Below are 25,365 nucleotides of genomic sequence, written 5' to 3'. Positions count from 1 at the left end.
CACTCCGATCCGTCCGTGGAGCGATCCACGACCACGTCACCGCTGGCAGACGGCACGCCCAGCGACCGGTCGCTCGGCATCCAGGCCCGCCAGGATATCGGTTCTTATGATCTCGCCTGTTTCATACACCATTTTCGCTTTCTCCAGAGCCTGGTTCTCCTTGTCCATGTTCGACACGTTCTCCTGCCTCCCTTTGTTTTAGGAAATTTTGTTTCCCTCTTACTATATTACGTCTGTCTGTCCTCAACACAATTCTAAACGATTTCAACTACCCTTACAGAACAGCTGCTAAGTTACAACAACCTCCTGTTTTGCGTTAAACTGCCCGTAGCGAGGCTGCCGATCGTTCTTTTACTAATTTGAAGCTCTAATATATCCCACGGCAACCTCATGGCTCAGGTTATTGTCTCGTACTAGTTATTAATACATACATTACCGTACTATATGCTGTTTCCGGCAATAATTTGATTTACAGTTCGTAACGCAGAAGAGATCGCACCTTCAATCCAACCGGGAAAAAGACTTGTATTATCGCCAGCAAAGTAAATTCTACCTTGTTCGGCAGACAGTGTTGGGAGCATTCGAATCATCTGTTTCGGCTTATACCAAGCATACGCACCTCGGGAGTAAGGATTATGATCCCAAGAAAAGACCGTCCCACCTTCATAATTATACGACAATTCAGGAAGCACCTGTTTGATTTCTGATACAGCTGAATTAAAATTACCAGCTCTAGATATTTCTCGCGCCGATTCACCAGAGGAGTACGAACTAATTAACCCCCTCCTTGATGTCGTTTGAGTGAATGTAGCATCAAGCAACCATCCAATTTTCAGATCCGTATTTACTGTAGTAAAGGAACTTAAGTTGTTCCAGAATCTAGTTCGGCTTTGTATGACGGTACGCGTAACGGAAGTAGAAAGTTGATTTTGAATGACATCATTTTTTTCTTTGCTAAGTGGCGGAGAAAAATGAATTGTACGCAAGACTGTAGACTCCTCAGTCGTCAGCTGCACGATATAGCGGTTGCCCACTTGTATCGATAAATCCGAGTTTGGTACCTCTAGCTCCAGGGTGTAAGTTTTGGTCTGGGCGCTCATAATAGGTGCTAAATAACTGATGAAAGCTTTTTCTTTGGTTTGTGGTTTATCTGGATAATAGTAGACGAGCTCCTTTTTCCCCCTGATCAACTGATGATTTGTCTCGGATAGCTCTGTTTTCAACTTGATGGGATCTACCTGCTGTACTTGACCGATCATTCCGGAGGAAATGGTTTGGCCTACTACCGGTGTGAAATCGGTCAGGATCCCGCTAGCAGGAGCGACGATACTGTAGTTTTCCTGCATCGTCCGTAAGATAGTTGCGTTCCGACTCATCCGTGCTTCTTTATCTGTTGTCGCTACGATCTTAATTTCTCATCATATCTACATTTAAGCTGCCTTCAGTAACTCTGCGAATCGAGGGATATCTTGCATCATCTTGCTTTCATTGAATTCATGTCCCTTTTTCAAGATGCCGAACAGCACCCGAATGAGCTTATTGCATAAGGCGATGAGGGACTGCATCTTTTTCAAAGGATTATCCGGTCGTTTGGTGTAGTATTCGTGCAACGCTTTAAAGGCTGCGTTCTTGGCCACCAACGGCATCATCACACGGAAGAGTAAGGCTCGAAGACGTTTCCTGCCTCTCTTCGTAATTTTAGCTTGCCCCTTGTGCTTACCGGAGGTGTTTTCTTTCAGATTCAGCCCAGCAAGCTTTATGATCTGCTTTGGATGACGGTATTGCTCAATGTCGCCTACTTCAGCGAGAAATCCGGCAATGGTGTCTCTGCCAATCCCTTTAATCGCTAACAATTGCGGGACGAACGGAATTTGTATCCAATTCTTCAAACTTCTTTTGCAGCAGTTCATATGGGGTCAATAGAAGACGCAGCTCCATCTTGGCAAGCTGTGAACCTTGTTTTATGCCCACAGAACGACCGGCAGCTGCCTTCAAACTCTTCACGCGACCCAGTCCAAGTCCACGCTTTGCAACTTCTCTTAGATGTAGAAGCAAGGTTTTCGTCTGAAAGGGAAACAAGCTCATGCGGCAGTAAATAAAGGCTTAGTAAGTGGAAGGCTGACTTGCACTCCCAATCCTTAAATACCGTAAGGAACTCTGGAAAATACCGGTCTAGCCAATTATGGACACGTCCCTGCACCACGCTCCGATCAGTCGACAGATGATCGCGAATTTTCATTGCTTCCGGTAGTTCAGCGTAGACGCCCTGAGGAAGATTGGGTACAGCGCACCTTCCATCTTTGACCAGTTGAGCGATTACTTTACCATATAATATTCCTAATGCTGCTCTGCTATTATTTGTTCTTACGCCAATCTTTTATAAACAGTAACTTTGTTCTGGTCAATTCCAGAACCTTTTTACTTTGAATGATCTTTTTAGTTTCCTTACTATATTTCTCGATTTCATCAATGGAAACGAATATCTGTTTTCCAAAAACATTATAGATATCAATTATGTTCTCAATTGAACTGTTTTCAATATTCTTAAATAGCATCGAATCATGAATCAAGATCGGGAGATCTGTTAATTCAAGTATCGCCAGATCAAACGTAATCAAGTTTGTATAAGCTTCCCCAGTACCTGTGTTATCTTCAATGCCATATGAATAATTTTTTTCTGTTAAAACAATCTTCGGAGACCGCCTACCGTCTTTATGCACAATTTGATTAAAGCTCTCTATCTTGTTGTTGATAATATTGCAAACTTCAATAATTATTTCACTTTTTACAAGCGACAGTTTTTCCTTCGTAGATTTTAAATCGTCAGCCACTGATAGTTTTTTGATGTAAGCAGTATTTTCATTTCGTTTTTGGTACAAAACAGAGGACAACTCAATTAATGGTTGGATTACTTCCTTTGAGACTGACTTGTTGGCAACGATATTTGTTAACTTTTCTTCGGTTTCAGCAATCTTGTGTAGGAGATACTCAAGTTCGATGCTGATTTCCTTCTCAGCCTTTATCAATTAATCATGAAGGATATTCGTGATAGATTCATGGAATTTTTCAATATCTTTAAGTTTCTCTAAATTTACACTCGGAAAAGAATCAGTCAATTTTCGAAACTGCTGACCATTCAGTGACTCCCTGTTAGATAGATCCTTTCGGATTCTTTTCAATTTACTCTCTTGAGATGACCTTTGGCGCTTATAATTGCGTAATTCTTCAGCTAGCTCGTTATTTATTGCATTAACAATATCAGCAACAGTATAAGAGATTCCCAGCGCTGTTTTCTCCATTTCAGTATTAATTTTTTCCAGCTCACGAATATTTTTATTCGATTGTCTAACTGCTCAAGGGCTTGTTGGCTTTTTTCGTAAAAATAAAATGACAAATAAAGTTTTGAAATGGATTTCGGGGTATATTGTCTAAATTACAAATTTGTTTTGAAATACTTTTGACATATTATTTAAACCAAATGATCTAGACTTAGAAAATCTAAAAACAAAACAAATCCTCAGCGGTGAGATGCCGGAAAATAAAAATAAAGAAAACGACCCGATAGAGTCGTTTCTAATCATATTTCGTTTGGTGAGTTCTTTCTCTAAAACTACGAATTGGTTAACTAGTTTAGGAATGTAAACAAGGCTTTAAAAGGATTTAATAACATTTTGAGCTTAAGCAATTATGTACTATAACCTCGTTTTTTTGAACCAAGATAGAGTTGCTCTGTAAATCTAAAGTAGTCCATGATTAATTCGAACTCCCTTTTTGAACTCTCGCTTGTAAACTCTTTAGAATTAGTGAAACCAACGTTCACATTGTACTTTTCACATAATTTATTCCCTGTCTGAACAGGACTTGAGGGGCTTCTTAAGGTAGCCAATATCAGCTCGGCCACATCGTGTTATTGCTTTAACCGCGTTCTTTGATCCAGAGATAGAATGAGATCTTTTAGTAATTTCTTGGCCGGATTAAGTGATTCCGGTGCTGTCCCCGTTCCTACATACTGACATGGTTCCCTATTACACAACCCAATGGTGATTGTCGCTTTATTTGATGGCGGAAAATGGTCGAGTGTAAATTCAAGTGGTCCCTCCTTTAATTCAAAGTAACCAACAGGCTCAACAACACCTACCTGGCAAACCGGACAATTCCTACTGCTCATACGACTTCATTCCTTTCTGTTCTGTATTGTTCAAACTCCAGATGCCCAAAAAGCAAAAAAGCAAAATACACGAGAATGAGCGTCTTGATTAGGAGAAGGATAGCTATTTATTTGAATTCTTCGCCAGTGAAAGCAATGAGCGAAAAAAGGAACAACACAGAAATAAGTACAAATACAACCATACAAATATTAGATGAAACTTTTTGTGCTCGAGGGGAAATCGTGATGCCCCAGCTAATCAGGAAAGCCCAAAGTCCATTGCTGAAATGGAATACCGCGGACAATACACCAATGACGTAAATAACAAAGAACACTGAATTCGTGGCAATTTGATGCATCGTGGAACCAAGTTCCTCATGCGTATTATTTCCTATGTAAATTTGAAAACGAGTATTAAAAAAATGCCAAAAAACGAAGATAAATGTAAGAATCCCAGTAATACGTTGCAGTGTGAACGCCCAATTACGGCTGAACTTGTATTGTACCGAGTTCAGTTTGGACAGATAGGCCATGTATAGGCCATATATGCCGTGAAACAATATCGGAAGGTATATCCCAAATATCTCAAGAAACGGTAAAAGAGGCAGGCTGTTGATAAAATGCACGCCGTTAGCGAACCCTTCCGGTCCGCGCTCAAAGGATTGAAAGTTAAGCAATGCATGCACAAGAATAAAGCCCCCGAGAGGAATCACCCCGAGTAGTGAGTGCAGCTTGCGCCAGTGATATGAATTTCCCTTCATTAATAATCGCTCCTTTCCTTTCGTAATGCTTTGTTCAGACACTAATAAGACAATTGAAGGTGTCATTGTGTGACAACTTCAAAGACTGTGCCGCGTTCGGCTGACGCAGCATTTGGATTGACGAAAGCTGGTCTGAGCTAATCTATTACAAAAGTAAAGTAAAGTTCGCGTGCCTTGCCGCGCGCTTATGTTCCCGAATTTCATTATGTATTCCCACAAAGAACCCTGCGAAGGGTTCTTTGTTTGTTTGTGAGAAAAGCCGACGTTCTCTCACTCATCACCTTAGGAAAGTGAACAACTGGGAGCTTCCCGTCCACCTTATTGGAAGCGCAACCTGGGATCGCTGGATCGGAATGGTGAATTGGACTAATACTTGATCCGATAACTAAATAAAAGCCCGCATTTAAGCGGACTATATTAAAAGAATGTTCTGTCCTAAGACGGAATAATCCCCTCACTCTAAGATAAATATGAAATACCTGTCAGAGACTCCGACACGTCCCACAACTGTTTGGTTATCTGAGGGTCATATTTTTTCATCACGGATGTATCAATTTTAGGATAGCCTTTGATTCCACCTTCTCCATCCGGACCGATGTATTCACTCCCTGTGAGCTTTGGATAAGTTGCTGCATACAGTGTCGGTAAAGCTCCCATTTCCGCTGATTGTGTTCCTAAGAGTATCTTCACTAATTTCATTAAGGGGCCGGTTTTATCAGATCCAAGCGAGAACAGATTGGTATTTGCTCTGCCAGGGTGACTGCCCAAACTGATAGTCTTTGAACCGCTTGCCTTCAGACGTACATTCAGTTCTTGGGCAAATAATAAATTCGCCAACTTACTCTGGCCATAGAATTTTACCCTGTTATAACCTTTACTGCCATCCAGATTTTCGAAATTAATTTTGGCTCCGTTTATAGCTGTGCTACTTAGAGTAACAACACGAGAAGATTGGATATTACTCATTGTAGGTAACAAAAGTCCTGTGAGTGCAAAATGACCGAGATGATTACTGCCGAACTGGAGTTCAAAACCGTCCTTGGTTTTTTGATACGGTGGGGTCATGACGCCAGCGTTGTTGATTAACAAAGTGAGTGAATCAAAAGTTTGCTGATACTCATGGGCAAAATTACGGACGCTGGCGAGATTACTAAGATCCAGTTTCATAAGTTTCAGAACTGCACCCGGATACTCCTTCTTAAGTTTTCTGGCGACCTCTTCTCCTTTTTCTAAATTACGGATTGCAAAAACCACCTCTGCCCCTTTTGCAGCAAATGCCCGTGCGGTTTCATACCCAATTCCACTGCTCGCACCTGTAATCACAACCCTTTTTCCCTCTTGATTAGGCATCTGATCAGTTGTCCATATGTTTCCCATAAACGTGACCTCCTATTTGTTTGTAAAATCAACACGCGTTGATTAATCGGAGCTCGTTGATTATCATTGCATAGAGCTGTGAAGGGAATTCAATCGCTATTAGGATCGCTTTTGTTCCTTATTCAACAACAAGAACGAAAGTGTTTATTTACTGGAGGAAGCAAGAGAAGCATGGGGATGCAACCAAAATTGTCAGACGAATTATTTAGACTAAAGGATGCCATTAACAAGGCTTTTCTGGAGCTTTTTCTGAAAATGAACTCGAACAAATCACCATCAAGATACTCGAACAATAAAGCGCCAACCAAAAGGCTAGCGCTCTACAAATTTTCCATTACTCTCTGAACATCGCAAGCTAAGTAACATGTATGTTGGTTAATTGAGCTTCGAGCAATCCTCCAGAAACACTAAAACAAATGAAAAGGAGACCCGTAAATGATCGATTCTCCTTTTCATTTATACCCTTGATGAATTATCCCTGAGACGTGGAACGGCTGAGCCAATCCTGGAAACGTGTGGTAGTAATGCGCGCGTTGCTATCGCTCGGAACGAGAGATTGATCATTCACCACTGATCCGAAGTAGAGCGCGTTGGCGTCTGTGACAACCTGACGTGTGTCTTGATTTGCGCTCAAGAATTGTCGAACGAGTTCGTCGAGACGAAACTGTTCTGGGCCAGCCACCTCGACAATGCCATTCACTGGCGCCCCAAGTGTGAAATCGACCAACACGGCTGCAAGATCATCCGAAACGATAGGCTGCGTAAGGGCGGAAGGCAAACGAACGGTTTCCCCTTCAGTAGCCACATAGGCGATGCTGCCGACGAACTCGAAGAACTGCGTCGCGCGGACGATCGTATATGGAACCTTGGAAGTCGTGATTAGCTCTTCTTGGGCCATTTTCGCGCGGAAATAACCACTTTGGAGAAGACGGTCGGTACCAACGACCGACAGCGCAACGTGATGACTTACTCCAGCGGCTGCTTCAGCAGCAAGAAGGTTCTTATTTGAAGTCACGAAGAACTCCATAACTGCCTCGTCCTCAAACGAAGGCGAGTTTGTCACGTCGACGACAACCTGAGCGCCGCTAAGCGCTTCAGAGAGTCCTACGCCAGTGATCGTGTTGACGCCTAAGGAAGGTGATGCCGCCACTACCTCATGGCCAAGCCCACGAAGGTTGTTTACAAGTTTTGATCCAATGAGTCCACTTCCACCAATAACTACAATTTTCAAATTAATTCCTCCTAGTTTATGCGTAATATAATGGCTAGAGATGTATAAACGTATACATTGCTTTTGTAAATAATTAGTTCAGACCAGCTTTTGTCAATCCAAATGCTGCGTCAGCCGAACCCGGTACAGTCTTGAAGGCTACGTTGATGCGATTCCATGCATTAATTGCCATAACTGAGAAAGTCAGATCCGAGATTTCTTTTTCAGACAACTGTCCACGAACAAGGTTATACAATTCGTCGGGCACACCTTGCTCAGGCAGTTTGGTCAGGATCTCGGTCCATGCCAGCGCAGCCCGTTCGCGTGGAACAAAAAGCGTCGATTCCCGCCATATCGAAATGTGATAGAGGCGAAGCTCGCTTTCACCGTGGATTTTTGCTTGCTTGACGTGCATATCCAAACAGAACCCGCACCCATTCATTTGCGAAGCCCTGATGTGAACGAGATCGAGGATCCTCTCTTCAATTACGCTTTCCTTCTCGGCGTTGCTGAATTCCATCATTCCTTTGAAGAGTTCTGGTGATTGCTGCATGTAATTTAAACGTTGAGTCATAATTGTGTTCCTCCTATTTTTTTGACACTTATAAGACAATTGGCGACTTCAATGTGTGACATAGAAACTTAAATTAATCATTCAATCTGTACCCCAGCGAAATATATCAAAGCGATTTCTGCTGGAATAGAAATCATGAATATAAGTAAAGGGTGTTTAGCGTGTAATCGAAGCACTGGAAACGTTAGAATGTTGAACAATTCGCATATAACCCAAGGAATAGCAAAGTAGTGCAAGCAAATAACATATTTCAACTCCAATATAGCTTTGAAAAGGGAACAAAGGCTGATGTTACCAATGAGAATAATTTTTTATCAAGTAACAATTCTATCTGAACAATTCAAATGTATAAAAAAACTGACCAAACCTCTAACAAAAACCGTCAGAGCTGGGTCAGCTTTTATGGATTGACTTAAAGACTTTGTAATGCTTGATGAACTTCCTGAACAATGGATAATGCTATACTTCGAGCGCTGGAGAACGCTAGTTCTGCAAGCTCGCCCTTACCTTTACAGCCATCTCCACAGAAAAAGAAAGATACATTTTCTATACGAGTAGGCAGTAATTTATTTGTGGAAATGTTTTTCACGCTGGAGACCATCGCTTTTTTGGAAACGCGTTTCACCGCGGTAACTTCACGCCAGCCTGGATAGTGCTTATCGAAGAGGGCTTCCATCTGCATATTTTTCTCATCCAGATATGTTTTGCGTTGTTCATCACTATCAAAGCGATCGCTCAAATAAGCAATCCCCTGCAGCAACTGTCCGCCCTCAGGTACAAGAGTATGATCGGTAGCGGAAACGTCGCTGATAAATATCTTGTTGTCCATATCACTCTAGGTTGTTTTTCATCTTGAATAGTTGATCGTGAACATTTCATCTTCCTCAAGATGTTTCTCTTTTGGATACTAATAAGACAATTGGTGATATAACTGTGTGACATCTACCAAGCATCTACTTTTTGGATATTGGAGAACCATACTTGTCCTGAAATAAAACAAGTAAAAGTACCTAAAAAACAAAAAAAAGCCGTAAACACGCGGCACTCTCTCTGTTACACTATTTAAATGTAATGCGCACTATTAAGTTATTAGTCAGTCGTTATTAACCGACTTGTGAGCACTTATCGTGTTAGCTTTTATTTGTTCTTTTTTCCAGGGATAGAATCAGTTCCCTCAATAAGCTTTTGGCCAGAGTAGGGTATTCCCGAGTTGCCCCCGTTCCTACATGCTGACATTGTTCCCGATTACACATCCAGATGGTGATAGCCATCTTTTTTGCTAGTTGAAATCGACCAAGTTTGAATTCCAGCGGTCCTTCCTTTAATTCGATATAACCAAAAGGCTCAACAACACCTACTAGGCAAACCGGACAATTGCTTAAGTTCAAGGTTTTTTCATCCTTTCTGAAAGCAACGATAATAAGTTGATGGAACTTCAAGAAAATCGACGTCATAGTCCAAGCCAATAATCAACTAAGATCAATCGGAGCGGTTGGTAGGCAATTAAAATGACGAAGGTATAGGAGTAGCAACGAAGTATGAAAGTTAGTGGTTATCAAATGTTTGGCTGGTTAGTATCTCTTCCATCATCGTGCTTTCTTACCTTCCTAACCAGTTAGAGGAACGGCAGAATTACAAAATTTAGTCATGCATCATAACACGCCAATGATCGTCATCTTGTTATGTTTGTTGTTTCTTATTTTTTATGTGGTTTATAGAGGGGGGATAACGTCTATTAGCCGCTGCTCGGAGGTCATTGGTCCCTTTTTCGTCTTCCTAATTATATGCGCAGCTATTCCTGAATCCTCAGGACATGGATTTGAATAGAATATGATCATCTATGCGGACTCGGGCTTGATTCACATTCTGAGGGTAGGATGATAGGCAGTATACGGCAACACGGTAAAACGTCGAATCTCAATTAACCTTCAATTTAAGTGCTGTAATTTATCTGGATTCGCTATGAAGTAAATTCGTTGAATAGTCATCGTTTGGGCATCCCATTCAAAACAAATGACCCCGGTTGGAATGCCTTCTTTTGTTAACAAAATTCCTGGTTGATCATTGACCTTGACCAGTTGTGCTTTTGTTTCGGGAAATCGTTTAGATGAAAGGGCGTTCAATAAGGCGAGCACGCGTTTTCTACTATATATAGGATTGATTGCGGCGGACACTTTCCCTCCACCATCAGCAATAAATATTACATCCTCTGTTAACATGTCCACCAGTGATTGAATGTTACCATTCGAAAGGGCAGAAATGAAGCGAGTCACCAATTCCTTTTCTTCTATAAGATGCGATGATAGCATTTCATCTTTTTCGGAGGATAAATCTACTTTTTTCTTGACACGACTGAAAATCTTACGGCAATTGACTTCTGATTTATTGAACATTTCGCCAATTTCACTATGTTCATATGCAAAGACTTCTCTTAAGATAAAGACAGCTCGTTCCAATGGCGTAAGTTTATCCATAAGTATAAGAAAGGCATAAGAAATCGTATCATGACGCTCAACGCTATCTAACGGACTATGATCGTTTAATTGCACTGTAGGTTCTGGAAGCCAATTACCAACGTAGCTTATTCTTTTTTTTCGTACAGATTTTAATTCGTTCAAACATCGATTGACCATCATTTTGCTCAAGTACGATTTGATATTATTAATATTATCATTTAGATATCCATGTATGCTTATAAACAAATCTTGAACCATATCCTCAGCATCTGATCTAGAGCCAAGCATACGGTAAGCAATTGAAAATAAATGAGGTTTGTAGGTTTTATACAAATCTTCAATGTTTTTAGTTGATGGATCAATTGTATAACTTTGCATAATATCCGCCTTTCATTAATTCGTTTAGTCTCACCCATATCTACTTATTATAGAGCAAATCGAAATGGTCCATTCTTTGAAATAAATAATCTATATAGAATGAACTCGTGTTTTAAACAACCGACCAATTCGGGTAATGATGTAGAAAAGACCGAAAAGGAAGGGATCAGAGATGAAAAAAGAAAACGAACTAGAGATACTCGTAACAGCAATGAAAGAAACCAATAGCACTCGGATGTATGAACGCTATCTCGCTGTGCGTCTTCACTTGGAAGGACGAACCTTAACGGAAATCGCGGGTATCTTAGGACGGACTTACCAAACCGTCAGCACGTATTGAAACACCTACCGTAACCAAGGGTTGTCGGGTCTCGATCTTGGACATTCGCCTGGAGGTCCAAAGAAACTCACTGAAGAACAAGAAGACAAGGTGAAGGCTACCCTCACGACTCTGCGTCCTGTCGACGTTGGATTCAAAGCCCGGCACACTTGGACCCTGAACATCATCCGGAAATGGATACAGCGAGAATTTGACCAGAGGTTTACAGAAAAGGGAGTTTCCAAGCTGTTGACGCGGTTGGGTTTTAGTTACACAAAAGCCACGTACTCAGTGGTCAACGCCAATCCAGAGGAACAAGAACTGTTCCGCGAAGTAACGCTGCCTGAGTTGAAAGAGCAGTTGGATCAAGGGGAAATCGATCACTTGCTCTTCGAAGACGAATCCATGATTCTCACCTACCTGGCTTTGCAGTATAACTGGTTTCCCAAAGGACAGCAACGAAAAATCCCAACTTACGGACATCACAAAGGAGCCAAACTCTTTGCTGCTATCGACTACGCGACGGGCACTGTCATTCATCGTGAAGAGGAGGACTATACAACTGCAGCCTTTCAGCGTTTTTTGATGGATGTCCTGATTCATTATCCTGAGGGAAACCTCGTTATGGTTCTGTACAATGCTCGCATCCACCACGCAGAAGCTATCCAACTTTTTCTTCGTGAGCACAAACGACTACGGCTTGTCTATCTGCCCAAGTACAGTCCTGAACTGAATCCCGTGGAAGGTTTATGGAAGTGGCTAAAGCATGATGTCGTGAACAATGTCTTTTTCAGCAAGTTTTATTATATTCGCTCTCATGTCATTGCTTTCATGAAACGGATCAATCGACATCCACTTGAAATGTATCGACCGACCTCTTCTTCGTGTATAAAAATCTTTAGTTCAATCTATATAGGTAAACTAAATATTTACGGATTAGCAGTTTGGAAATCATTATGTAACATCATCGTTGATTCCTCTGGTTTTTTAGTTAAATCACTGATTAGACAATTGGCGAGGTCAATGTGTGACATAAATCTCAATAATTCTGAATTCATCAGTTGAGACGAAAATCTATTCAGCAACTTCGTGCTGGTTCACTTACCATTGCGGCTTTTCCTGTAAGCTTTTTTCGCTACTATCCCTTCGTATGACTGCTCACCGTCCTTAGCCTCGCCTTAGCCTTAGGTCTTGCACACGGGTTACCAAAAAATTGGGTCACGTCATCGACTTTCCCCCGAATCCAGTCCTCCTAACTTACGAGATCTATGGGTATTGGACGTCCCCTTCTTTTGCAGGGTTTTCCGATCTCGCCAGCCAACTTGGTTTAGCCGCCTGTTCCGGGATTTGCCTTCAAGCCCTCCGCACGCATCCTCGCGGATTACGCACTGCCTGTCAGCTATGTACTTCCGCCACCTCGCGGTATACTGGAGACTTTCACTCCTTAGTCGATGCGCTGCCAAGCGCACAAAAGACAGCCAATACTATTGGCTGCCTTTCCCCTAATTATTAATCTCTTTTTCTTTTTAATATTCGCATTCTATAAGTCAAGATATTACGAATCCGCCGTCAACTCCGATGATTTGTCCCGTGATCCAACCCGATTCCGAGTCAGCCGAATTCACAATCCATCGTGCTACATCATCTGTTTCACCTCGTCGGCCAAGTGGGATCATCTGACGCTCCTGCTCCTTAACCTTATCGCTCTGCTCTTCTGTAAGTCCAATTCGCTCTCGAAGAAAAGCTAGAGCCTCTTTCTGAACATGAGTACTGCCCTCGCGCAGATTCACATTGACACCGTAACCCTCCTGTCCGAGGTAGGCAAAGAAAAAACATCAGGGTGTGTGACCGTTGGATTATGAACGCTAGGCAACTTGTATTTTAATGAGACGTTTGGCTAATCGTGTATGTGAAAGAATCAAGCCGATTAGAGTTAGACCAGAATGTGCGGTCAGCGTTTCCATCGACTGATCTAGGTTGAAGCTTACGGGTTTCATTATTGCACCTCCGGGGTGAAATGGAGAAAAACGAAGAAATCCTCTCAATTCTCCATTTTAATCCACCATACGCTTATATTCTATTGTTTTCATATATTCGTTTTCACGGATTCAGGTGATCTTTAGTTCAACTTATTTAGATTCACATTATCAGTTAAAAAAGCCGCGATCGGCAAATTTGCCGCGCGGCTTTTTATTCATAGCTTCATACAAAACAGTGAACCCGATTTTTTTCAACAATACATCAGCGTAATCTTCATAGCGCTCGAATTGACATCTGGCGAAAGGACAAAATGGCGTGATATTAATCTCTTTGGTCCGAGCAAATTCGACTACTCGCTTCACTAACGCCTGCCCTACGCCTTGACCGCGCAGACTATCGGAAACAATAGTATGGTCTACTACAATGATGTCATTTCCACTGTGAACATAATAGATTTTTCCTGTTCTCCCACATAAAAACCATTGGCATCTCTTTTATTTCGAGCATCGTAGTCACCCGTTTTTAGGTATATCTTTCCTTAAATATTCCAACGCGCCGCTTGGACATTTATGGATTTGAGATGCAATATTATCAGCCGTATCTCCATCAGCATGAACCCAAGGTCTCTTATTAACATCGAATACTCCAGGTAACCCGCTTATACAATTTCCAGAATGAGTGCATTTTTCCGGGTAGTATATAACTTCGATATCTTTCCCAACATATCGCTTGAATTGATCCGGCACTTCTTATCGCACTCCTTTTAACGTTCATTTTTCATCTCGGTTCGTATCTAGGATCATCGTAAAAAGAGAGATAATCCCAATTAAATTAATAATACTATATTATTAGATAAGTTGTTTAAAACTTTCGAGCTAATTCACGAGCTTGTTGAATTGATTTCTCTTTAATTGCCGGTGCTTGATCGGGTGTTGCAGCGACACCTTCTATAAAGATCCCTTCGAATGAAGGAACACCGAAAAACTTCATAATCATAGTTAAGTGACGATGACCTATTTCAAAGTCTGCAAATGGTCCCCCTTGCGAATAGAAGTTACCAGCTGCTTGAATATGCACAGCCTTTTTATCACCAAGTAGCCCAACTGGACCTACATCCTGAACGTATTTGAAGGTTTTCCCCGAAACGCATATAGAATCAATGTATGCTTTCATAACTGGTGGAAAAGAAAAATTCCACATTGGATTAACAAATACATATTTATCTGCAGCAACAAATTGGTCTACCAGTTCACCTAGACGACTTACTTTCGCTTTTTCTTCTGTGCTCAATTGAGTAAAATCAGTGCCAGAACTTAATTTTCCCCATCCGCTAAATACATCTGCATCAATTTGCGGGATATTTACTTGATAAAGATCAAGATGCAATACTTCATCGTTAGGATTAGCTTCTCGATATTCATTAATAAATTCTTTTCCAACACTTAAACTATAAGAGTTCTGGTGATCAAGCGGATGAGCTGTAATATACAATACTGTTGCCATTTTTGTTAGTCTCCTTTATTTTTCTTGTTTTGGACATTAATAAGACAATTGGCGACTTCAATGTGTGACATAAATACAAGTTTTTATTTTATGGCTATTTGAGAATGATAGTTCAATCGGTATGTTTTTTCATATGTAAAGAATTTCACAATCATTTAGAAAGCAAAATGATCTTCATCATCCCGGAACGCTGGGCAGCCTAGGCCGTAAAGACGGCATCGGCACGATTGGCGGAAATGACACGAAGCTGAAAGGCTAACCGGTTAAGCTTATGAAAGAAGCCAGCAACGTTCGCTATCTTTCCCACATTCATGGTCTATTCGCTTTAGATTATTAGGATACAATTTAATGGATGTCCCATAGCCTCTCTTGGCTAAGTGAGACATCCTTTTGTTTAGATAAATAGCCGCAGCTAGTTCTGCATTACAGTTTCTATTCCTTCTGTATCATTTTTTTGTTTGTAGGAGGATACATAATACCACAACAACTCACCTAAAGAACACATAATTACCAAGAATAAGATTCCGTAAACATTTTGATACGCTTGGACAGGTGGAACCTCTATGAAAAAGAACCGCCAAACTGAAACAGTTGCTCGAATTCAGCTTGCATAAGCGCAGCTAAGCTGTCGATAGATTTTCGAAGATCAGTGCTGCCGCAGGCCAAATACACGCGATATCGATGTTAGCCAGCGTCAACATGACAAATCTAGTGCCCGAACGATTTTACGAAGCAATTCGGGATTAAAACCTGTATGAATTTCAATTCCGACGAGTCCAACACGGACTGTGAGAGAAGATGAAGAAGTAGAGGAAGAAGGCTCATTCAATTTCCGGAGCAAGTATTTTAATTTGTGAATGGTAGGCCATGTGTCTGGCACCAAGCGGACAAGGTCAGTCCGCTGAATTTAAAATCTGTGATCCTAGCCGACTCATGGACTATTGAGATATTAAATGTGGGGAGCATTTGACGCTTACTTTTCTTGATATTTTCTTACTAAGTTAGCTCTGGTCATCTTTACACTCTCCTCCCAAGGATAAAAACAAAAGCCCCGACCAAATTGTTGGTCGGGGCCTTGGTGTACTCGATACTACTTTCGAAGAGTATCGCTTGCTCTAATGTTTTAATAATATCTTTCCCTTAAACAACTATCACCAGCTAAACCTCTATTTCGAAACTTTATTTATAAAAATAAAAATAAAAATATAGTTTTGAAGTGGTTAAGGTGTTCAAAAAAGCCTAAATACAATTAAGTTATGAAGTACTTCTGACACAACTAAAAGCAGTTGAGCCCTTTGAAGTTTAAGTAATTGGGCTATCTGAAGTTGAACCATCAGGATTCAATAAATACATGTAGACTTTATTATCTTTATGCACAATCGATTGGCTTTGTCATGTTCCATGCAGCGATCATAGCTGTGTTTATGGGACGGCTGGGCGGTAAGCTGGTAGATCGCCGCGGCACCCGTTATACCTTGTATGTGGCATTTTCGATGCTTACTATCGGTTTGTTATGTTTGTCAGCCGTGTCAGGGCTACTGCCCTGGGTCATCGGCTTATCGCTTATTTTTCTGAACAGTGCGCTCACCTTCATGCAATCGTCCCTGGCGAAAGAGGTTTCCTCGGCATTGCCCAAGGAGCAGACGGGTATCGGAATGGGCATTTATAATCTCATTATCTTTATGGCTGGAGCAATCAGCGGCGCGGTGATGAGCAAGGTGGTCGAGTTCAACTGGGGCTCCGTTAATTTCACCACCGTTGGTGTTCCTACGACCTTCGGAACGGTCTATTTTTCGCTCGCAGTGCTTGCTGTACTGAATATCGGCTGGGTGTATTTGAAAATCGGTCGACAAGAAGCAGCAATGCTGCGTGCAGCGGTCAAAATTTAACGATGTGTTTGGCAATTATGGCTTCATACACCGTTTGGAGCGAAGGCCGATGAGCTTTTCTACCGGTTCCCCGTTTTGAAATAAAATAACGGTGGGCAAGGACATGATCCCATATTGGGCTGCGATGTCCGGAGATTTGTCGCAGTCCACCGTCAGGATGCCCACGATCCTCCTATCGCAATACCGACCCCAATTCCTAAACTCAGGTTATCAAACAACAGACCGAAAGCTACTCCCATTGTAAGTCCTAAAGCAATTCCACTTCCCAATGCTTTCTTTGGTCTTTTACCATTATCCATGCCCATCCCCATCGATACACTCGACTGGTGTGTACATGTTCTTCTAATACGGAATTGCAAGCTTCTCAAAGTCGTAATTCGTCAGCGACTTGACCATTTCGACGTACTCCTTGTGTTCGACGATCACTATATTATTGGTGCTTAAAGGTTCAATCTATTTTAATCGCGACTTGTTAGGCAGTCTCATCCAACGTAATTTAGCCTTATAAGAAATTCATGTTCCTCAGACCCGAGATTTGCCGCCGACTTTCTTCAGATTCGACCTCGGGGGCGACACCCTTGTCATAAGCGAATGGCTACTAATGCCTTCACCATTCGGAACTTGTAACCTCCATAGTTTAGTATAATTGCCCCATTCTATAGATGTCTTAGTTTATCTGGATTTGCTACGGAATAAATCGTCTGGATCTGATTATTTTTAAAAGCAAATGAATATACATATTGAATACCTTCACTAAAGTTAATGCGAATCCCCGGCTGCCCATTCACGGATAGGAAAGTGTAACTGAATTTTCCCTCGTACATTTTCAGCAGGTTCTGATGTAATTTTATGACTTGATCGATGCCGATAATAGGAATCTGCGCCGCTCTGACTTTGCCTCCGCCATCCGAATAGAGCACTACGTTTTCACTTATCAGTTCAAGCAGCTTATTTGTATTTCCTTGCATAAGTGAGTTCACGAAATCCTTGACTTTCTCCTCCGCAACCGAGATCGACGGGGTCGGATCCGGTTCGAAGTGGATGCTATTCTGGGCGCGATGGAAAATTTGACGGCAATTCACACTGTTTTTTCCGATCATTTCGGCAATTTCGTCATATGAATAGTGAAAAATCTCGCGGAGAAGAAATACGGCTCTTTCCACCGCGTTAAGCTGTTGAAGGAGCAAAAGATAAGCCGTGGAAATAGATTCTCGTTGCAAATAAGCATCGGATGGGTCGGCTTCTAGGGCCCCTTGTTCAATCAGGGGCTCCGGTAACCAGGGTCCAACGTACATTTCCCGTTTTTTGGCTGATGAACGTAAAAGGTCAAGACACCGATTCGTTACGATTTTGTATAGATACGCTCTTTCATTTTGAATCGCATTAGCATTGGGCAATTGATCATAGCTCAGAAAGGCTTCTTGTACAATGTCCTCCGCATCCATGACACTTCCCAACATTCGATAAGCTAACGAAAAAAGTGGAGTTTTATAGGTTTTATATAATGTCTCTAAGCTCACGAAAGTGTCCTCTCTCCTTACTCTCTTGCGAGAGTATATGTTGTACGGCTCTTTTGGCGCTTGCTGTCGCGGCATCGACCAATAATTCACCATGTGTTACCCATTCTCCTGCCACATATAACCCCTTAATTTCCGGGACAGCGGGCCCTGGGTTCTCTTGACGTTTCGTATGCATAAAATCATAGCTAACCGTAATCTTTGGAAGGTATTGACTGACAATCAATTCATCCTTCCAACCCGGTTGAACCAAATCTAGGGTTTGTTCCAGCACTTGTAATTCCTTATCTGAATCCTCCCCATTTCCTTGATACTTAATAACGGATATGACTTGAGCCCCATCTTCACTTAGATAAGCCGCACGCGACTGGTTGGAGAGAAAGACCGTTTGATCAATTCCATAAACAAATTGTTGTTTCGGTTTTGGCAGACGTCGCAAAGCTACATCTAAACAAGCAGCCGTGATTTCAATCGCTTGTTCTTTCCAAATGTGAAGAGCGGTTGCTTCAGCATGGGGCACCAGTTGGCAAGTGATCGCAGGCGGAGATGTGACGATAATATTTTTCGCCTGTATTTTCGTTCCGTCTTCACAAACGACCTGTTGCACTATTCCGTTGTGATGATCAATAGAAACAACCTTGCTCTTCTTTAAAAATGTTACCCCATGGTCCGTTGCTTTTTTCTCTAATTCATCGACCGTTGCGCCCCAGCCTCGATCCAGATACAACACACCTTTAAGGGAATTTTGAAGTTGTTTTAATACAGGACCAGCAGCTTGTAAATCAGGTGCCACCACATAACTTGCCGTACGCAGTAAAGAGTAGAATAAATTCCGCACCATGAGATCATGTAAATTTCCTTCGACCCATTCACGGAGACTGATTTGATCATATCGGTGGGTATCCAGTTTTCCTAATTTCGTGAGCCAGGAGGCAAGCTCCATTTTACCCTTCCAAGTTAAGAGAGGAGTGGTGAACAGGGATTTAAATCCCATAGGCATAGTAAGTAATTTCCCTTTCCATATTCCATACCCATTGATCGAAGGTTGATTTCCTTGCAAACTCAGTCCCAATTCACGGAACGTTGCAAGAGCATCTCCATGATACAAGGCATGCCCGCCTAAATTAAAGTAAGCTCCCTTTTTCTTATTGGAAATGGCTCGACCTCCTAAGCGATCCTGTTTTTCAATCACAATCGTTTGTTTTCCCGCTTTTGCTGCATAGATTGCAGCCGTTAACCCTGCTATTCCTCCACCCACAACTGCTACTTCATATTTTAGCATCGGAATCATCCCTTTCGATTTTGTACCCGTATGACGGGGAAGGGAGGCGGAATGTGACACAATTAAAAAAGAAATTGTTGAAGAAGAGAAAAACAATACCGCCCAAATTTGGAATAAAAGAAAATAATCCTTGCTATTCAAGGCTTTTCGGGTATGTAAGTATGGTGCGGTCAAGAGAACTTGGTTTGACTATGTTGCCAATCCAAATAGTACATGAATCAGTTCAACTGTTGAAAGGACAAACGAATGATGAGTACATTCGGTCTATCCTTTTCTGATCATATACATGGCCTTGATTCCCTTTAATGCTGAAAGCAGTCCGGAACGATTTGAAACCATGTATGGGACTGATAATTTTTGTATAAAACCGGTGATCTTGCTCTACCATGTTGTTGAGGTACTTGGTTTGTCTGATAATGGGAACCGTGGATACTTCGTCGACTCTTGATTGGAGATCATCACACAAATCGGATTTCGTGACAAAAGATGTTGCATCACTGTCCCATGCAATCGACAAATACTGCTCAAGTCTACGCAGATTAAAATCGTTATCGAGTGCCTTACAGATAAAGACGTTTCGGAATATGCCCGTGTATCCCGTCAGGAAGATGCTCCCTGGCCAGTTTCTGCTTTGCGCAAATACGCCCCTGTTATGGAATGCTCGGCAGCAGCAAGATGGACTGGAGTGCCTTCGAATACAATTCGGCCACCCCGATGGCCACCTTCGGGACCCATGTCAATAATCCAATCCGCGCTCTTAATCACATCCAGATTGTGCTCGATGACCACCACCGTGTTGCCCCCGTCGACCAAGCGGTTCATAATGTCCATCAGACGAGAGATATCGGACATATGCAGTCCGGTTGTCGGCTCGTCCAATACATAGAGACTGCCTTCCTTGTGAAGTTCCCCGGCCAATTTGATGCGCTGGCATTCCCCGCCCGACAAGGTGCTCAGAGGCTGGCCCAGCGTTACGTATCCGAGTCCCACATCCTCAAGCGTCCGCATTTGACGGAGCAGTTCCTTTCCACTGAAGAATGCCGAAGCTTCCCGTACCGTCATAGCGAGGACGTCGCTGATGGATTTTCCGTTCAGCTTATACTGCAACACTTCATCGCTGAACCGCTTGCCCGCGCAAATTTCACATGTCGTCCTTACCGGCTCGAGAAAGGCCAAATCCGTGTAGATCATCCCAAGACCCTGACAGTTGGAACAGGCTCCCTTGGAGTTGAAGCTGAACAGGGAAGCGCTCACCTTGTTGGCTGCTGCGAACAGTCGGCGGATCTCGTCCATCATCCCCGTGTAGGTAGCCGGATTGGAGCGGATGGACGTGCCCACGGCCGTCTGATCAATGACAATCGCTTCCGGTTGCGACGGCAGGAATGCTCCGTTAATCAGCGTACTTTTGCCTGAGCCGGCTACTCCCGTTACCACGGTCAGCACACCGACGGGTATATCGACTGTCACATCATTCAGATTGTGCAGGCTGACGACGGCTACGGTCATCCGACCCTTGGGCACCCTGGTTGAAGTTTTCAAAGGCAGACTTTTCTTCAAGTACCGTCCTGTCAAGGTATCCGCGCGGAGCAAGCCCGCAAAGTCGCCTTCGTAGACGATTTCACCGCCGCGGGTTCCCGCACGAGGTCCGACATCGATGATGTAATCGGCGATCTCCATGACTTCGCGGTCATGTTCGACGACGAGTATGGTATTCCCTTTGTCCCGGAGCTGGCGCAGCATACCGTTCAGACGATGGACATCCCGCGGATGCAGCCCGACGCTCGGCTCGTCGAAGATGTAGATCATGTCGGTAAGACTGCTGCTCAGATGACGGACCATCTTGATGCGCTGCGATTCCCCGCCCGACAAAGTTGCGGTCTTTCGGTCCAGACTCAAATACTCCAGACCGATGGAGACCAGATGGTTCAGCCTGGTCAGAATCCCGTCAATCATCGGGCCGGCAACGGGTTCCCGAATGGATTCGATCATACGTATTAGCTCTCCAATCTCCATACCCGCGCATTGGGCTATGTTGTATCCGTTAATCCGGCAGCCCAAGGCCACTTGATTAAGCCGGCTTCCCCCGCAAAGGTTACACTCCCTAATGGATAGAAAGCGGTCAATGGTTTCGCGTTTGGCATCTGACAGCTCACTGCTGTCCCGTTTTAAATACAGGCGGGTGAGCTTGGGCAGCAGACCTTCGTAATCCGATTCAATATCGCCGCCTTTGGTTCGGTATACGATCTTGCTTTCTTTGCCGTGTAGGAGGGTATCCCAGTCTGCCGGCGTATAGTCGACGAGCCGCTTGTTGTTGTCGAACAAGCCGGAATGAGTATACGTATTCAAGTACCAACTTCCTACTTTAAATACGGGGAACAGGATTGCGCCTTCATTCAGCGATTTGGACCTGTCAAGCAGCTTGTCCACATCGAACTGCACCACCTGTCCGACTCCGGAGCATTCCGGGCACATGCCGGCTGGGTCGTTAAATGAGAAAACATGCGAATTGCCGGTAAAAGGTTTACCGATTCTGGAGAACAGTAGCCGGAGCATCGCATAAATATCCGTGATCGTGCCGACCGTCGAACGGGAGTTGCCACCGAGCCTTTTCTGATCGATCACTACCGCCGTAGACAAGTTCTCGATGAGATCGGTATCCGGCTGACTAAACCGGGGTAGCCGATTGCGGATGAATGCGGAAAACGTCTCGTTGAGCTGCCTCTGAGCTTCGGCGCCTATGGTGTCGAATACCAAGGAAGATTTTCCCGAACCCGAGACACCGGTGAAGACTGTGATTTTTCGCTTCGGTATACGGACATTCACGTTTTTCAGGTTATTCTCGCGTGCTCCTTCAATTACGATATCATAGACATCCATAGACTAAACCTCCGATTTCTATTTTCTAAGCTTTCACAGTATAACTGAAGAATCATAACAACAGGTGTCATGATTAGACGAATGTTCTCCGTGCAGATAAAGTTTGTTCGGCACCTGGAAGGCTAAAGATGTAGTGAGACTCGCCAGAGCAACTGGGACGAAAACAAAGTTTTAAACTGAACCCAATAAATGAATAAGCGGCGGTCGAAGACCAGAAAATAAAGTCGTAGACTTGCCGCTTTTTCATTTATTGGAATGTGAAATATAATTAGTTCCCATCCAAATGATAAATTAGTTGTACGACGCCTGAGGAGAACGTTCTTGTATTAACCATTTTTAAATTCAACCGCTGTTTTATATCCACAAACAGCGGTTTCCCTTCTCCCAAAACCACAGGGTGAACAGATAATCTAAATTCATCTACAAGTCCTAAATGGATAAAAGTTGTAATAAGACTTGCTCCACCATATAGCCAGATGTCTTTACCAGGCTTATTCTTTAATTCATTTACTTCTTCAAGAATACGCTCATTTATGAATATTGCTTTATTATCAGTCCCCATTTGCGTCCTGGAAAACACATATTTCTCTTTACTATGAACCAATTCCCAAAATTCTTTTTCAGAATCCGTATGTTCAATTCCCGGAGTAAATTGTCCCCATAAATCATAGCTTTTTCTTCCATATAAAATGGTATCAATTTGATTTAAAAAATTATTAAACCCCAGCTCAGAGTCCATAATGCACCAATCGACTTCACCATTTTTCCCTTCAATAAATCCATCTAAAGTAACCGCTAAATCTAAAATTATTCTTCGTCTCATGATTTTTTACTCCTTTCGTCACCTTATGTCATATTAATAAATATAAGAGAGGATATTTTTTTAACGATGCTATCCGTCAGAGCAATTCCAACAAGCATTTCTTCTGCGTGGGTTCTCATCGAATCTGCCCAACCTTATTTTATACGGGAAATCGTCCGATTGTTTGAGCACCTCATCATACGTAAGCCTGCCCATGATCAGCGCGCCGATGTTATCGTAAAACTTCTCATCCCCGTTGTCCCCGCCATCGCCTTCGACGCCAACAGCCAGTCCACCGACACGTCTGAACGGGCAGTGTAACCATCCAGACTCACCGCAATATACAATACTACTTTCGAGTTTTCCATTTCTTGATCGCTCCCTTCTATCCTGTATGTTACAATAGAATTACGACAAAAATTGACGCATTTAGGAGGATGCCATGAACGAGCGGAGATTAATCATGATGCGGATCATCGACTCCCGAAAGAAGTTTACGGCCCGCGAGCTGGCAGAACGCTTTAACGTTTCGGTTCGGACCATCCAGCGCGACCTGGATTACCTGCAGCAAATCGGTTTTCCACTGTACAGCGAACAAGGGGCCCATGGCGGATACCGCGCGCTGGAGAATCGCATCCTGCCGCCGTTGCAGTTAACCCGGAGCGAGGCGCTCGGCTTGTTTTTGTTGCTTGAAATACTGGAAAAGGTGCCCGATTTTCCGTTTGACGCGATTCGCTCCCACCTGGCCGTACAGTATTACGGAAGCTTGCCTTCCGATGTGCAGACGAACATCGATCAGATGCGCAGCCACATCTCCTTCCGGATGATTCAGCTATATGAACCTGCACCCTGGACGACGGAAATTTTGGAGGCGGCGATCACCAAGCAGGAAATCCGGATCGTCTATAGGTCCGCCAAAAGAGAAAAGGAGCACAAATTGTACCCCCTCGGCATATATTTCGAAAACGGCTATTGGTACATGCCTGCTCGTAACGAGGACAAGGTGCTCCTCTTTCGGGTGGATCGGATTCAAAACGTGAAGAGAACTGGCACGGTTGATCTCGAAGTCCCGTCCCTCGCCGAGTGGATGCAGACTCCCGATAATCGTGAGACAGCCGAAGTGTTACTTCGGTTTTCCCCTTTTGGTGCGCGCCTCGCCAAGGACGACCCAATTTTCTATACGGTTACGGACGGTCATTGGAGTGGCCCGGTTCCGATGGAAGAGTTTCCGTTTACGGCCCGGAAACTGATCCGCTTCGGCCCCGATGTACAGGTCCTATCCCCACCCCCTCTGAGAGATATGGTGCTCCAGCTTCTGCGAGACAGCATGGATCAGTACAAGGAATAGGTAAATGAGGCTGTCCCAAAAGTAACAATTGTTGATGATCGGGACAGATCCATGTGTTGGAAAAGGTAAATATGTGGATGAAAAAGGAGCTAAGCGGCTTGTACCGAGGCCGCTGAAAATCTTAAAGTATTTCGGATCGGTATAGAAGTAATCATAAAAAAAGGACTTCAATTCCCAGTTATTTGGAATTTGGGTCCTCTTTTTATATTAAAACAGACCTGTATAGTTAATTTCTTACATCATCAGCTTCAATATTCGCTTTAGATTAACCGCGAATATGGTCACAGATGCTTGAATCTCCATGCCTAATAAACCCGAGGCTGTGGCTATATCATACCCGTGTCTATGCTTAAGTTCGCTGTTCTTCGCTTCAATTTTGTATCGTTCCTTCGCTTTCTCTTTGAAGTACTCGCTTTCTTGGAAAGCCATTTGTTCCTTGTGCTCGTCAGATTTTATGCTGACCGAATAGGATTTACTTTTTGACCCTTCAGTGTAACATCCCTCTTTAAACGGACACCTCTTGCATTGTTCTATATCAAAGTAGTAAGTATCGGTTCGGCTCTTTCCTCCCTGTTTCTTTCCATGCCGCGCTTTCTGAATAGCCATATGACCGGCTTTACACACATACATGCCCGTATCCTTATTAAACTCGAATTCGTCTTCTTTTTTCGCTTTCCTTGCGTTATTTGTGGGTTGAGTTTTGCGACGAGCTCGATCTCACTGTCTGTGGTGTATTTCATGTTGTTTTTTTCAGAGTGCAGTAGAGGAGCTTCAGCCAAGATCAACCGGAATAAGAATATCGTATCCTTCTCATGGCGGGGAGCTTGAGTTACGGCCAGGCCCTTTTCCAGTAGATCAAGAGCTCATAGCGGAATATACCCTAATCGAGTGAACACGGAGTTCGAGGCTCTGAATTAGGCGCTTCGGATGCCGGTTCCGGCGGGA

At 43.1% G+C, this 25,365-nt stretch carries 25 protein-coding genes and 7 pseudogenes; 5 read left to right on the top strand and 27 right to left on the bottom strand.

All coding sequences use genetic code 11. The annotated features are described in order from the left end of the window. Positions 1-36 precede the first annotated feature (36 nt). The 12 genes and pseudogenes from LRL21_RS38925 to LRL21_RS38870 all read right to left on the bottom strand — a co-directional run bounded on the left by LRL21_RS38925 (position 37) and on the right by LRL21_RS38870 (position 9,457). Entirely contained in the window at positions 37-177 is a 141-nt protein-coding gene (locus LRL21_RS38925) for a hypothetical protein (protein WP_240421184.1), read from the bottom strand. A 263-nt stretch (positions 178-440) separates the two neighbouring features. Further along, positions 441-1,346 (bottom strand): FAD-dependent oxidoreductase, encoded by a 906-nt coding sequence (locus LRL21_RS38920; RefSeq protein ID WP_240421183.1) that lies wholly within the window; start codon positions 1,344-1,346, stop codon positions 441-443. 84 nt (positions 1,347-1,430) lie between these two features. After that, positions 1,431-2,359: pseudogene (locus LRL21_RS47385) on the bottom strand (transposase); the annotation flags it as partial. Beyond that, on the bottom strand, positions 2,355-2,720 hold the full coding sequence (locus LRL21_RS47380) for a DUF2326 domain-containing protein (RefSeq protein WP_476703989.1): 366 nt from the start codon (positions 2,718-2,720) through the stop codon (positions 2,355-2,357). The pseudogene LRL21_RS47385 and the gene LRL21_RS47380, both read right to left, overlap by 5 nt. Before the next feature lie 306 nt (positions 2,721-3,026). After that, a complete protein-coding gene (locus LRL21_RS38905) occupies positions 3,027-3,299 on the bottom strand; it encodes a hypothetical protein (protein WP_240421181.1) in 273 nt (90 codons plus the stop codon). Between the two features lie 608 nt (positions 3,300-3,907). Next, positions 3,908-4,168 (bottom strand): hypothetical protein, encoded by a 261-nt coding sequence (locus tag LRL21_RS38900; RefSeq protein ID WP_240421180.1) that lies wholly within the window; start codon positions 4,166-4,168, stop codon positions 3,908-3,910. Positions 4,169-4,275: 107 nt separating this feature from the next. Next, positions 4,276-4,908 (bottom strand): succinate dehydrogenase cytochrome b558 subunit, encoded by a 633-nt coding sequence (locus LRL21_RS38895; protein WP_240421203.1) that lies wholly within the window; start codon positions 4,906-4,908, stop codon positions 4,276-4,278. A gap of 459 nt (positions 4,909-5,367) precedes the next feature. After that, positions 5,368-6,285 (bottom strand): oxidoreductase, encoded by a 918-nt coding sequence (locus tag LRL21_RS38890; protein WP_240421179.1) that lies wholly within the window; start codon positions 6,283-6,285, stop codon positions 5,368-5,370. 472 nt (positions 6,286-6,757) lie between these two features. Then, a complete protein-coding gene (locus LRL21_RS38885; protein WP_240421178.1) occupies positions 6,758-7,516 on the bottom strand; it encodes an SDR family oxidoreductase in 759 nt (252 codons plus the stop codon). A 73-nt stretch (positions 7,517-7,589) separates the two neighbouring features. Further along, positions 7,590-8,069 carry a carboxymuconolactone decarboxylase family protein gene (locus tag LRL21_RS38880; RefSeq protein WP_240421177.1) on the bottom strand — a complete coding sequence of 160 codons (480 nt, stop codon included), beginning with the start codon at positions 8,067-8,069 and terminating at the stop codon, positions 7,590-7,592. A 412-nt stretch (positions 8,070-8,481) separates the two neighbouring features. Further along, a complete protein-coding gene (locus LRL21_RS38875; protein ID WP_240421176.1) occupies positions 8,482-8,898 on the bottom strand; it encodes a hypothetical protein in 417 nt (138 codons plus the stop codon). Positions 8,899-9,199: 301 nt separating this feature from the next. Beyond that, positions 9,200-9,457, bottom strand: coding sequence for a hypothetical protein (locus LRL21_RS38870; RefSeq protein WP_240421175.1), 258 nt, complete (start codon positions 9,455-9,457; stop codon positions 9,200-9,202). Positions 9,458-9,695: 238 nt separating this feature from the next. Between LRL21_RS38870 and LRL21_RS47065 the strand changes: the two are divergent. After that, positions 9,696-9,896: pseudogene (locus LRL21_RS47065) on the top strand (GerAB/ArcD/ProY family transporter); the annotation flags it as partial. A gap of 101 nt (positions 9,897-9,997) precedes the next feature. Here the strand turns inward: LRL21_RS47065 and LRL21_RS38865 are convergent. Then, positions 9,998-10,903 (bottom strand): RNA polymerase sigma-70 factor, encoded by a 906-nt coding sequence (locus tag LRL21_RS38865; RefSeq protein WP_240421174.1) that lies wholly within the window; start codon positions 10,901-10,903, stop codon positions 9,998-10,000. Positions 10,904-11,075: 172 nt separating this feature from the next. Here LRL21_RS38865 and LRL21_RS38860 point away from each other — a divergent pair. Beyond that, a pseudogene (locus LRL21_RS38860) lies at positions 11,076-12,077 on the top strand (IS630 family transposase); the annotation flags it as partial. Between the two features lie 692 nt (positions 12,078-12,769). Here the strand turns inward: LRL21_RS38860 and LRL21_RS38855 are convergent. The 4 genes from LRL21_RS38855 to LRL21_RS38840 form a co-directional block, all read right to left on the bottom strand. After that, positions 12,770-13,012, bottom strand: coding sequence for an SDR family oxidoreductase (locus LRL21_RS38855; protein WP_240421173.1), 243 nt, complete (start codon positions 13,010-13,012; stop codon positions 12,770-12,772). Between the two features lie 357 nt (positions 13,013-13,369). Then, positions 13,370-13,609, bottom strand: coding sequence for a GNAT family N-acetyltransferase (locus LRL21_RS38850; RefSeq protein WP_240421202.1), 240 nt, complete (start codon positions 13,607-13,609; stop codon positions 13,370-13,372). Between the two features lie 105 nt (positions 13,610-13,714). Continuing rightward, a complete protein-coding gene (locus tag LRL21_RS38845; protein WP_240421172.1) occupies positions 13,715-13,948 on the bottom strand; it encodes a (4Fe-4S)-binding protein in 234 nt (77 codons plus the stop codon). A gap of 115 nt (positions 13,949-14,063) precedes the next feature. After that, the gene (locus LRL21_RS38840) at positions 14,064-14,705 is read right to left on the bottom strand and encodes an FMN-dependent NADH-azoreductase (protein ID WP_240421171.1); all 642 of its coding nucleotides are present in this window, start codon (positions 14,703-14,705) and stop codon (positions 14,064-14,066) included. Between the two features lie 184 nt (positions 14,706-14,889). Here LRL21_RS38840 and LRL21_RS38835 point away from each other — a divergent pair. Next, a pseudogene (locus LRL21_RS38835) lies at positions 14,890-15,042 on the top strand (NAD(P)/FAD-dependent oxidoreductase); the annotation flags it as partial. A 224-nt stretch (positions 15,043-15,266) separates the two neighbouring features. Here the strand turns inward: LRL21_RS38835 and LRL21_RS47060 are convergent. Next, positions 15,267-15,377 (bottom strand): hypothetical protein, encoded by a 111-nt coding sequence (locus LRL21_RS47060; RefSeq protein ID WP_420832547.1) that lies wholly within the window; start codon positions 15,375-15,377, stop codon positions 15,267-15,269. 638 nt (positions 15,378-16,015) lie between these two features. Between LRL21_RS47060 and LRL21_RS38830 the strand changes: the two genes are divergently transcribed. Beyond that, positions 16,016-16,594, top strand: a complete 579-nt coding sequence (locus tag LRL21_RS38830; protein ID WP_240421170.1) for an MFS transporter — start codon at positions 16,016-16,018, stop codon at positions 16,592-16,594. A gap of 15 nt (positions 16,595-16,609) precedes the next feature. On the opposite strand, the gene LRL21_RS38825 is transcribed toward LRL21_RS38830, so the two are convergent. The 8 genes and pseudogenes from LRL21_RS38825 to LRL21_RS38790 form a co-directional block, all read right to left on the bottom strand. Continuing rightward, the gene (locus LRL21_RS38825) at positions 16,610-16,759 is read right to left on the bottom strand and encodes a thioredoxin family protein (RefSeq protein ID WP_240421169.1); all 150 of its coding nucleotides are present in this window, start codon (positions 16,757-16,759) and stop codon (positions 16,610-16,612) included. After that, entirely contained in the window at positions 16,747-16,893 is a 147-nt protein-coding gene (locus LRL21_RS38820) for a glycine zipper domain-containing protein (protein WP_240421168.1), read from the bottom strand. The genes LRL21_RS38825 and LRL21_RS38820 overlap by 13 nt, the downstream gene beginning before the upstream one ends. 357 nt (positions 16,894-17,250) lie before the next feature. After that, positions 17,251-18,114 carry an RNA polymerase sigma-70 factor gene (locus LRL21_RS38815; protein WP_240421167.1) on the bottom strand — a complete coding sequence of 288 codons (864 nt, stop codon included), beginning with the start codon at positions 18,112-18,114 and terminating at the stop codon, positions 17,251-17,253. Then, positions 18,092-19,534 (bottom strand): phytoene desaturase family protein, encoded by a 1,443-nt coding sequence (locus LRL21_RS38810; protein ID WP_240421166.1) that lies wholly within the window; start codon positions 19,532-19,534, stop codon positions 18,092-18,094. Before LRL21_RS38810 ends, LRL21_RS38815 begins: the two co-directional genes overlap by 23 nt. Before the next feature lie 172 nt (positions 19,535-19,706). Beyond that, a pseudogene (locus LRL21_RS47055) lies at positions 19,707-19,802 on the bottom strand (IS6 family transposase); the annotation flags it as partial. Between the two features lie 191 nt (positions 19,803-19,993). Continuing rightward, positions 19,994-22,270, bottom strand: coding sequence for an ATP-binding cassette domain-containing protein (locus tag LRL21_RS38800; protein ID WP_240421165.1), 2,277 nt, complete (start codon positions 22,268-22,270; stop codon positions 19,994-19,996). Between the two features lie 268 nt (positions 22,271-22,538). After that, complete coding sequence (locus tag LRL21_RS38795; RefSeq protein WP_240421164.1) at positions 22,539-23,093, bottom strand: dihydrofolate reductase family protein; 555 nt, start codon at positions 23,091-23,093, stop codon at positions 22,539-22,541. Between the two features lie 141 nt (positions 23,094-23,234). After that, a pseudogene (locus LRL21_RS38790) lies at positions 23,235-23,440 on the bottom strand (dihydrofolate reductase family protein); the annotation flags it as partial. Positions 23,441-23,514: 74 nt separating this feature from the next. Between LRL21_RS38790 and LRL21_RS38785 the strand changes: the two are divergent. Further along, positions 23,515-24,420 carry a helix-turn-helix transcriptional regulator gene (locus LRL21_RS38785; RefSeq protein WP_240421163.1) on the top strand — a complete coding sequence of 302 codons (906 nt, stop codon included), beginning with the start codon at positions 23,515-23,517 and terminating at the stop codon, positions 24,418-24,420. Between the two features lie 234 nt (positions 24,421-24,654). On the opposite strand, the pseudogene LRL21_RS38780 reads toward LRL21_RS38785, so the two are convergent. Beyond that, positions 24,655-25,178, bottom strand: a pseudogene (locus LRL21_RS38780) (transposase); the annotation flags it as partial. Positions 25,179-25,365 lie beyond the last annotated feature (187 nt).

Source organism: Paenibacillus periandrae (genome assembly GCF_022458865.1).
Lineage (GTDB): Bacteria > Bacillota > Bacilli > Paenibacillales > NBRC-103111 > Paenibacillus_S > Paenibacillus_S periandrae.
Note: the sequence above shows the minus strand (reverse complement) of the source record. Positions and strands in the feature narration are given on the sequence as shown.

Excerpts from the sequence above, each read along its gene's own strand:
- LRL21_RS38865 (WP_240421174.1), bottom strand. The coding sequence starts at position 10,903 with ATGCAAAGTTATACAATTGATCCATCAACTAAAAACATTGAAGATTTG.
- LRL21_RS38895 (WP_240421203.1), bottom strand. The coding sequence starts at position 4,908 with ATGAAGGGAAATTCATATCACTGGCGCAAGCTGCACTCACTACTCGGG.
- LRL21_RS38905 (WP_240421181.1), bottom strand. The coding sequence starts at position 3,299 with ATGGAGAAAACAGCGCTGGGAATCTCTTATACTGTTGCTGATATTGTT.
- LRL21_RS38880 (WP_240421177.1), bottom strand. The coding sequence starts at position 8,069 with ATGACTCAACGTTTAAATTACATGCAGCAATCACCAGAACTCTTCAAA.
- LRL21_RS38800 (WP_240421165.1), bottom strand. The coding sequence starts at position 22,270 with ATGGATGTCTATGATATCGTAATTGAAGGAGCACGCGAGAATAACCTG.
- LRL21_RS38795 (WP_240421164.1), bottom strand. The coding sequence starts at position 23,093 with ATGAGACGAAGAATAATTTTAGATTTAGCGGTTACTTTAGATGGATTT.
- LRL21_RS38785 (WP_240421163.1), top strand. The coding sequence starts at position 23,515 with ATGAACGAGCGGAGATTAATCATGATGCGGATCATCGACTCCCGAAAG.
- LRL21_RS38820 (WP_240421168.1), bottom strand. The coding sequence starts at position 16,893 with ATGGATAATGGTAAAAGACCAAAGAAAGCATTGGGAAGTGGAATTGCT.
- LRL21_RS38900 (WP_240421180.1), bottom strand. The coding sequence starts at position 4,168 with ATGAGCAGTAGGAATTGTCCGGTTTGCCAGGTAGGTGTTGTTGAGCCT.
- LRL21_RS38890 (WP_240421179.1), bottom strand. The coding sequence starts at position 6,285 with ATGGGAAACATATGGACAACTGATCAGATGCCTAATCAAGAGGGAAAA.
- LRL21_RS38840 (WP_240421171.1), bottom strand. The coding sequence starts at position 14,705 with ATGGCAACAGTATTGTATATTACAGCTCATCCGCTTGATCACCAGAAC.
- LRL21_RS38920 (WP_240421183.1), bottom strand. The coding sequence starts at position 1,346 with ATGCAGGAAAACTACAGTATCGTCGCTCCTGCTAGCGGGATCCTGACC.
- LRL21_RS38875 (WP_240421176.1), bottom strand. The coding sequence starts at position 8,898 with ATGGACAACAAGATATTTATCAGCGACGTTTCCGCTACCGATCATACT.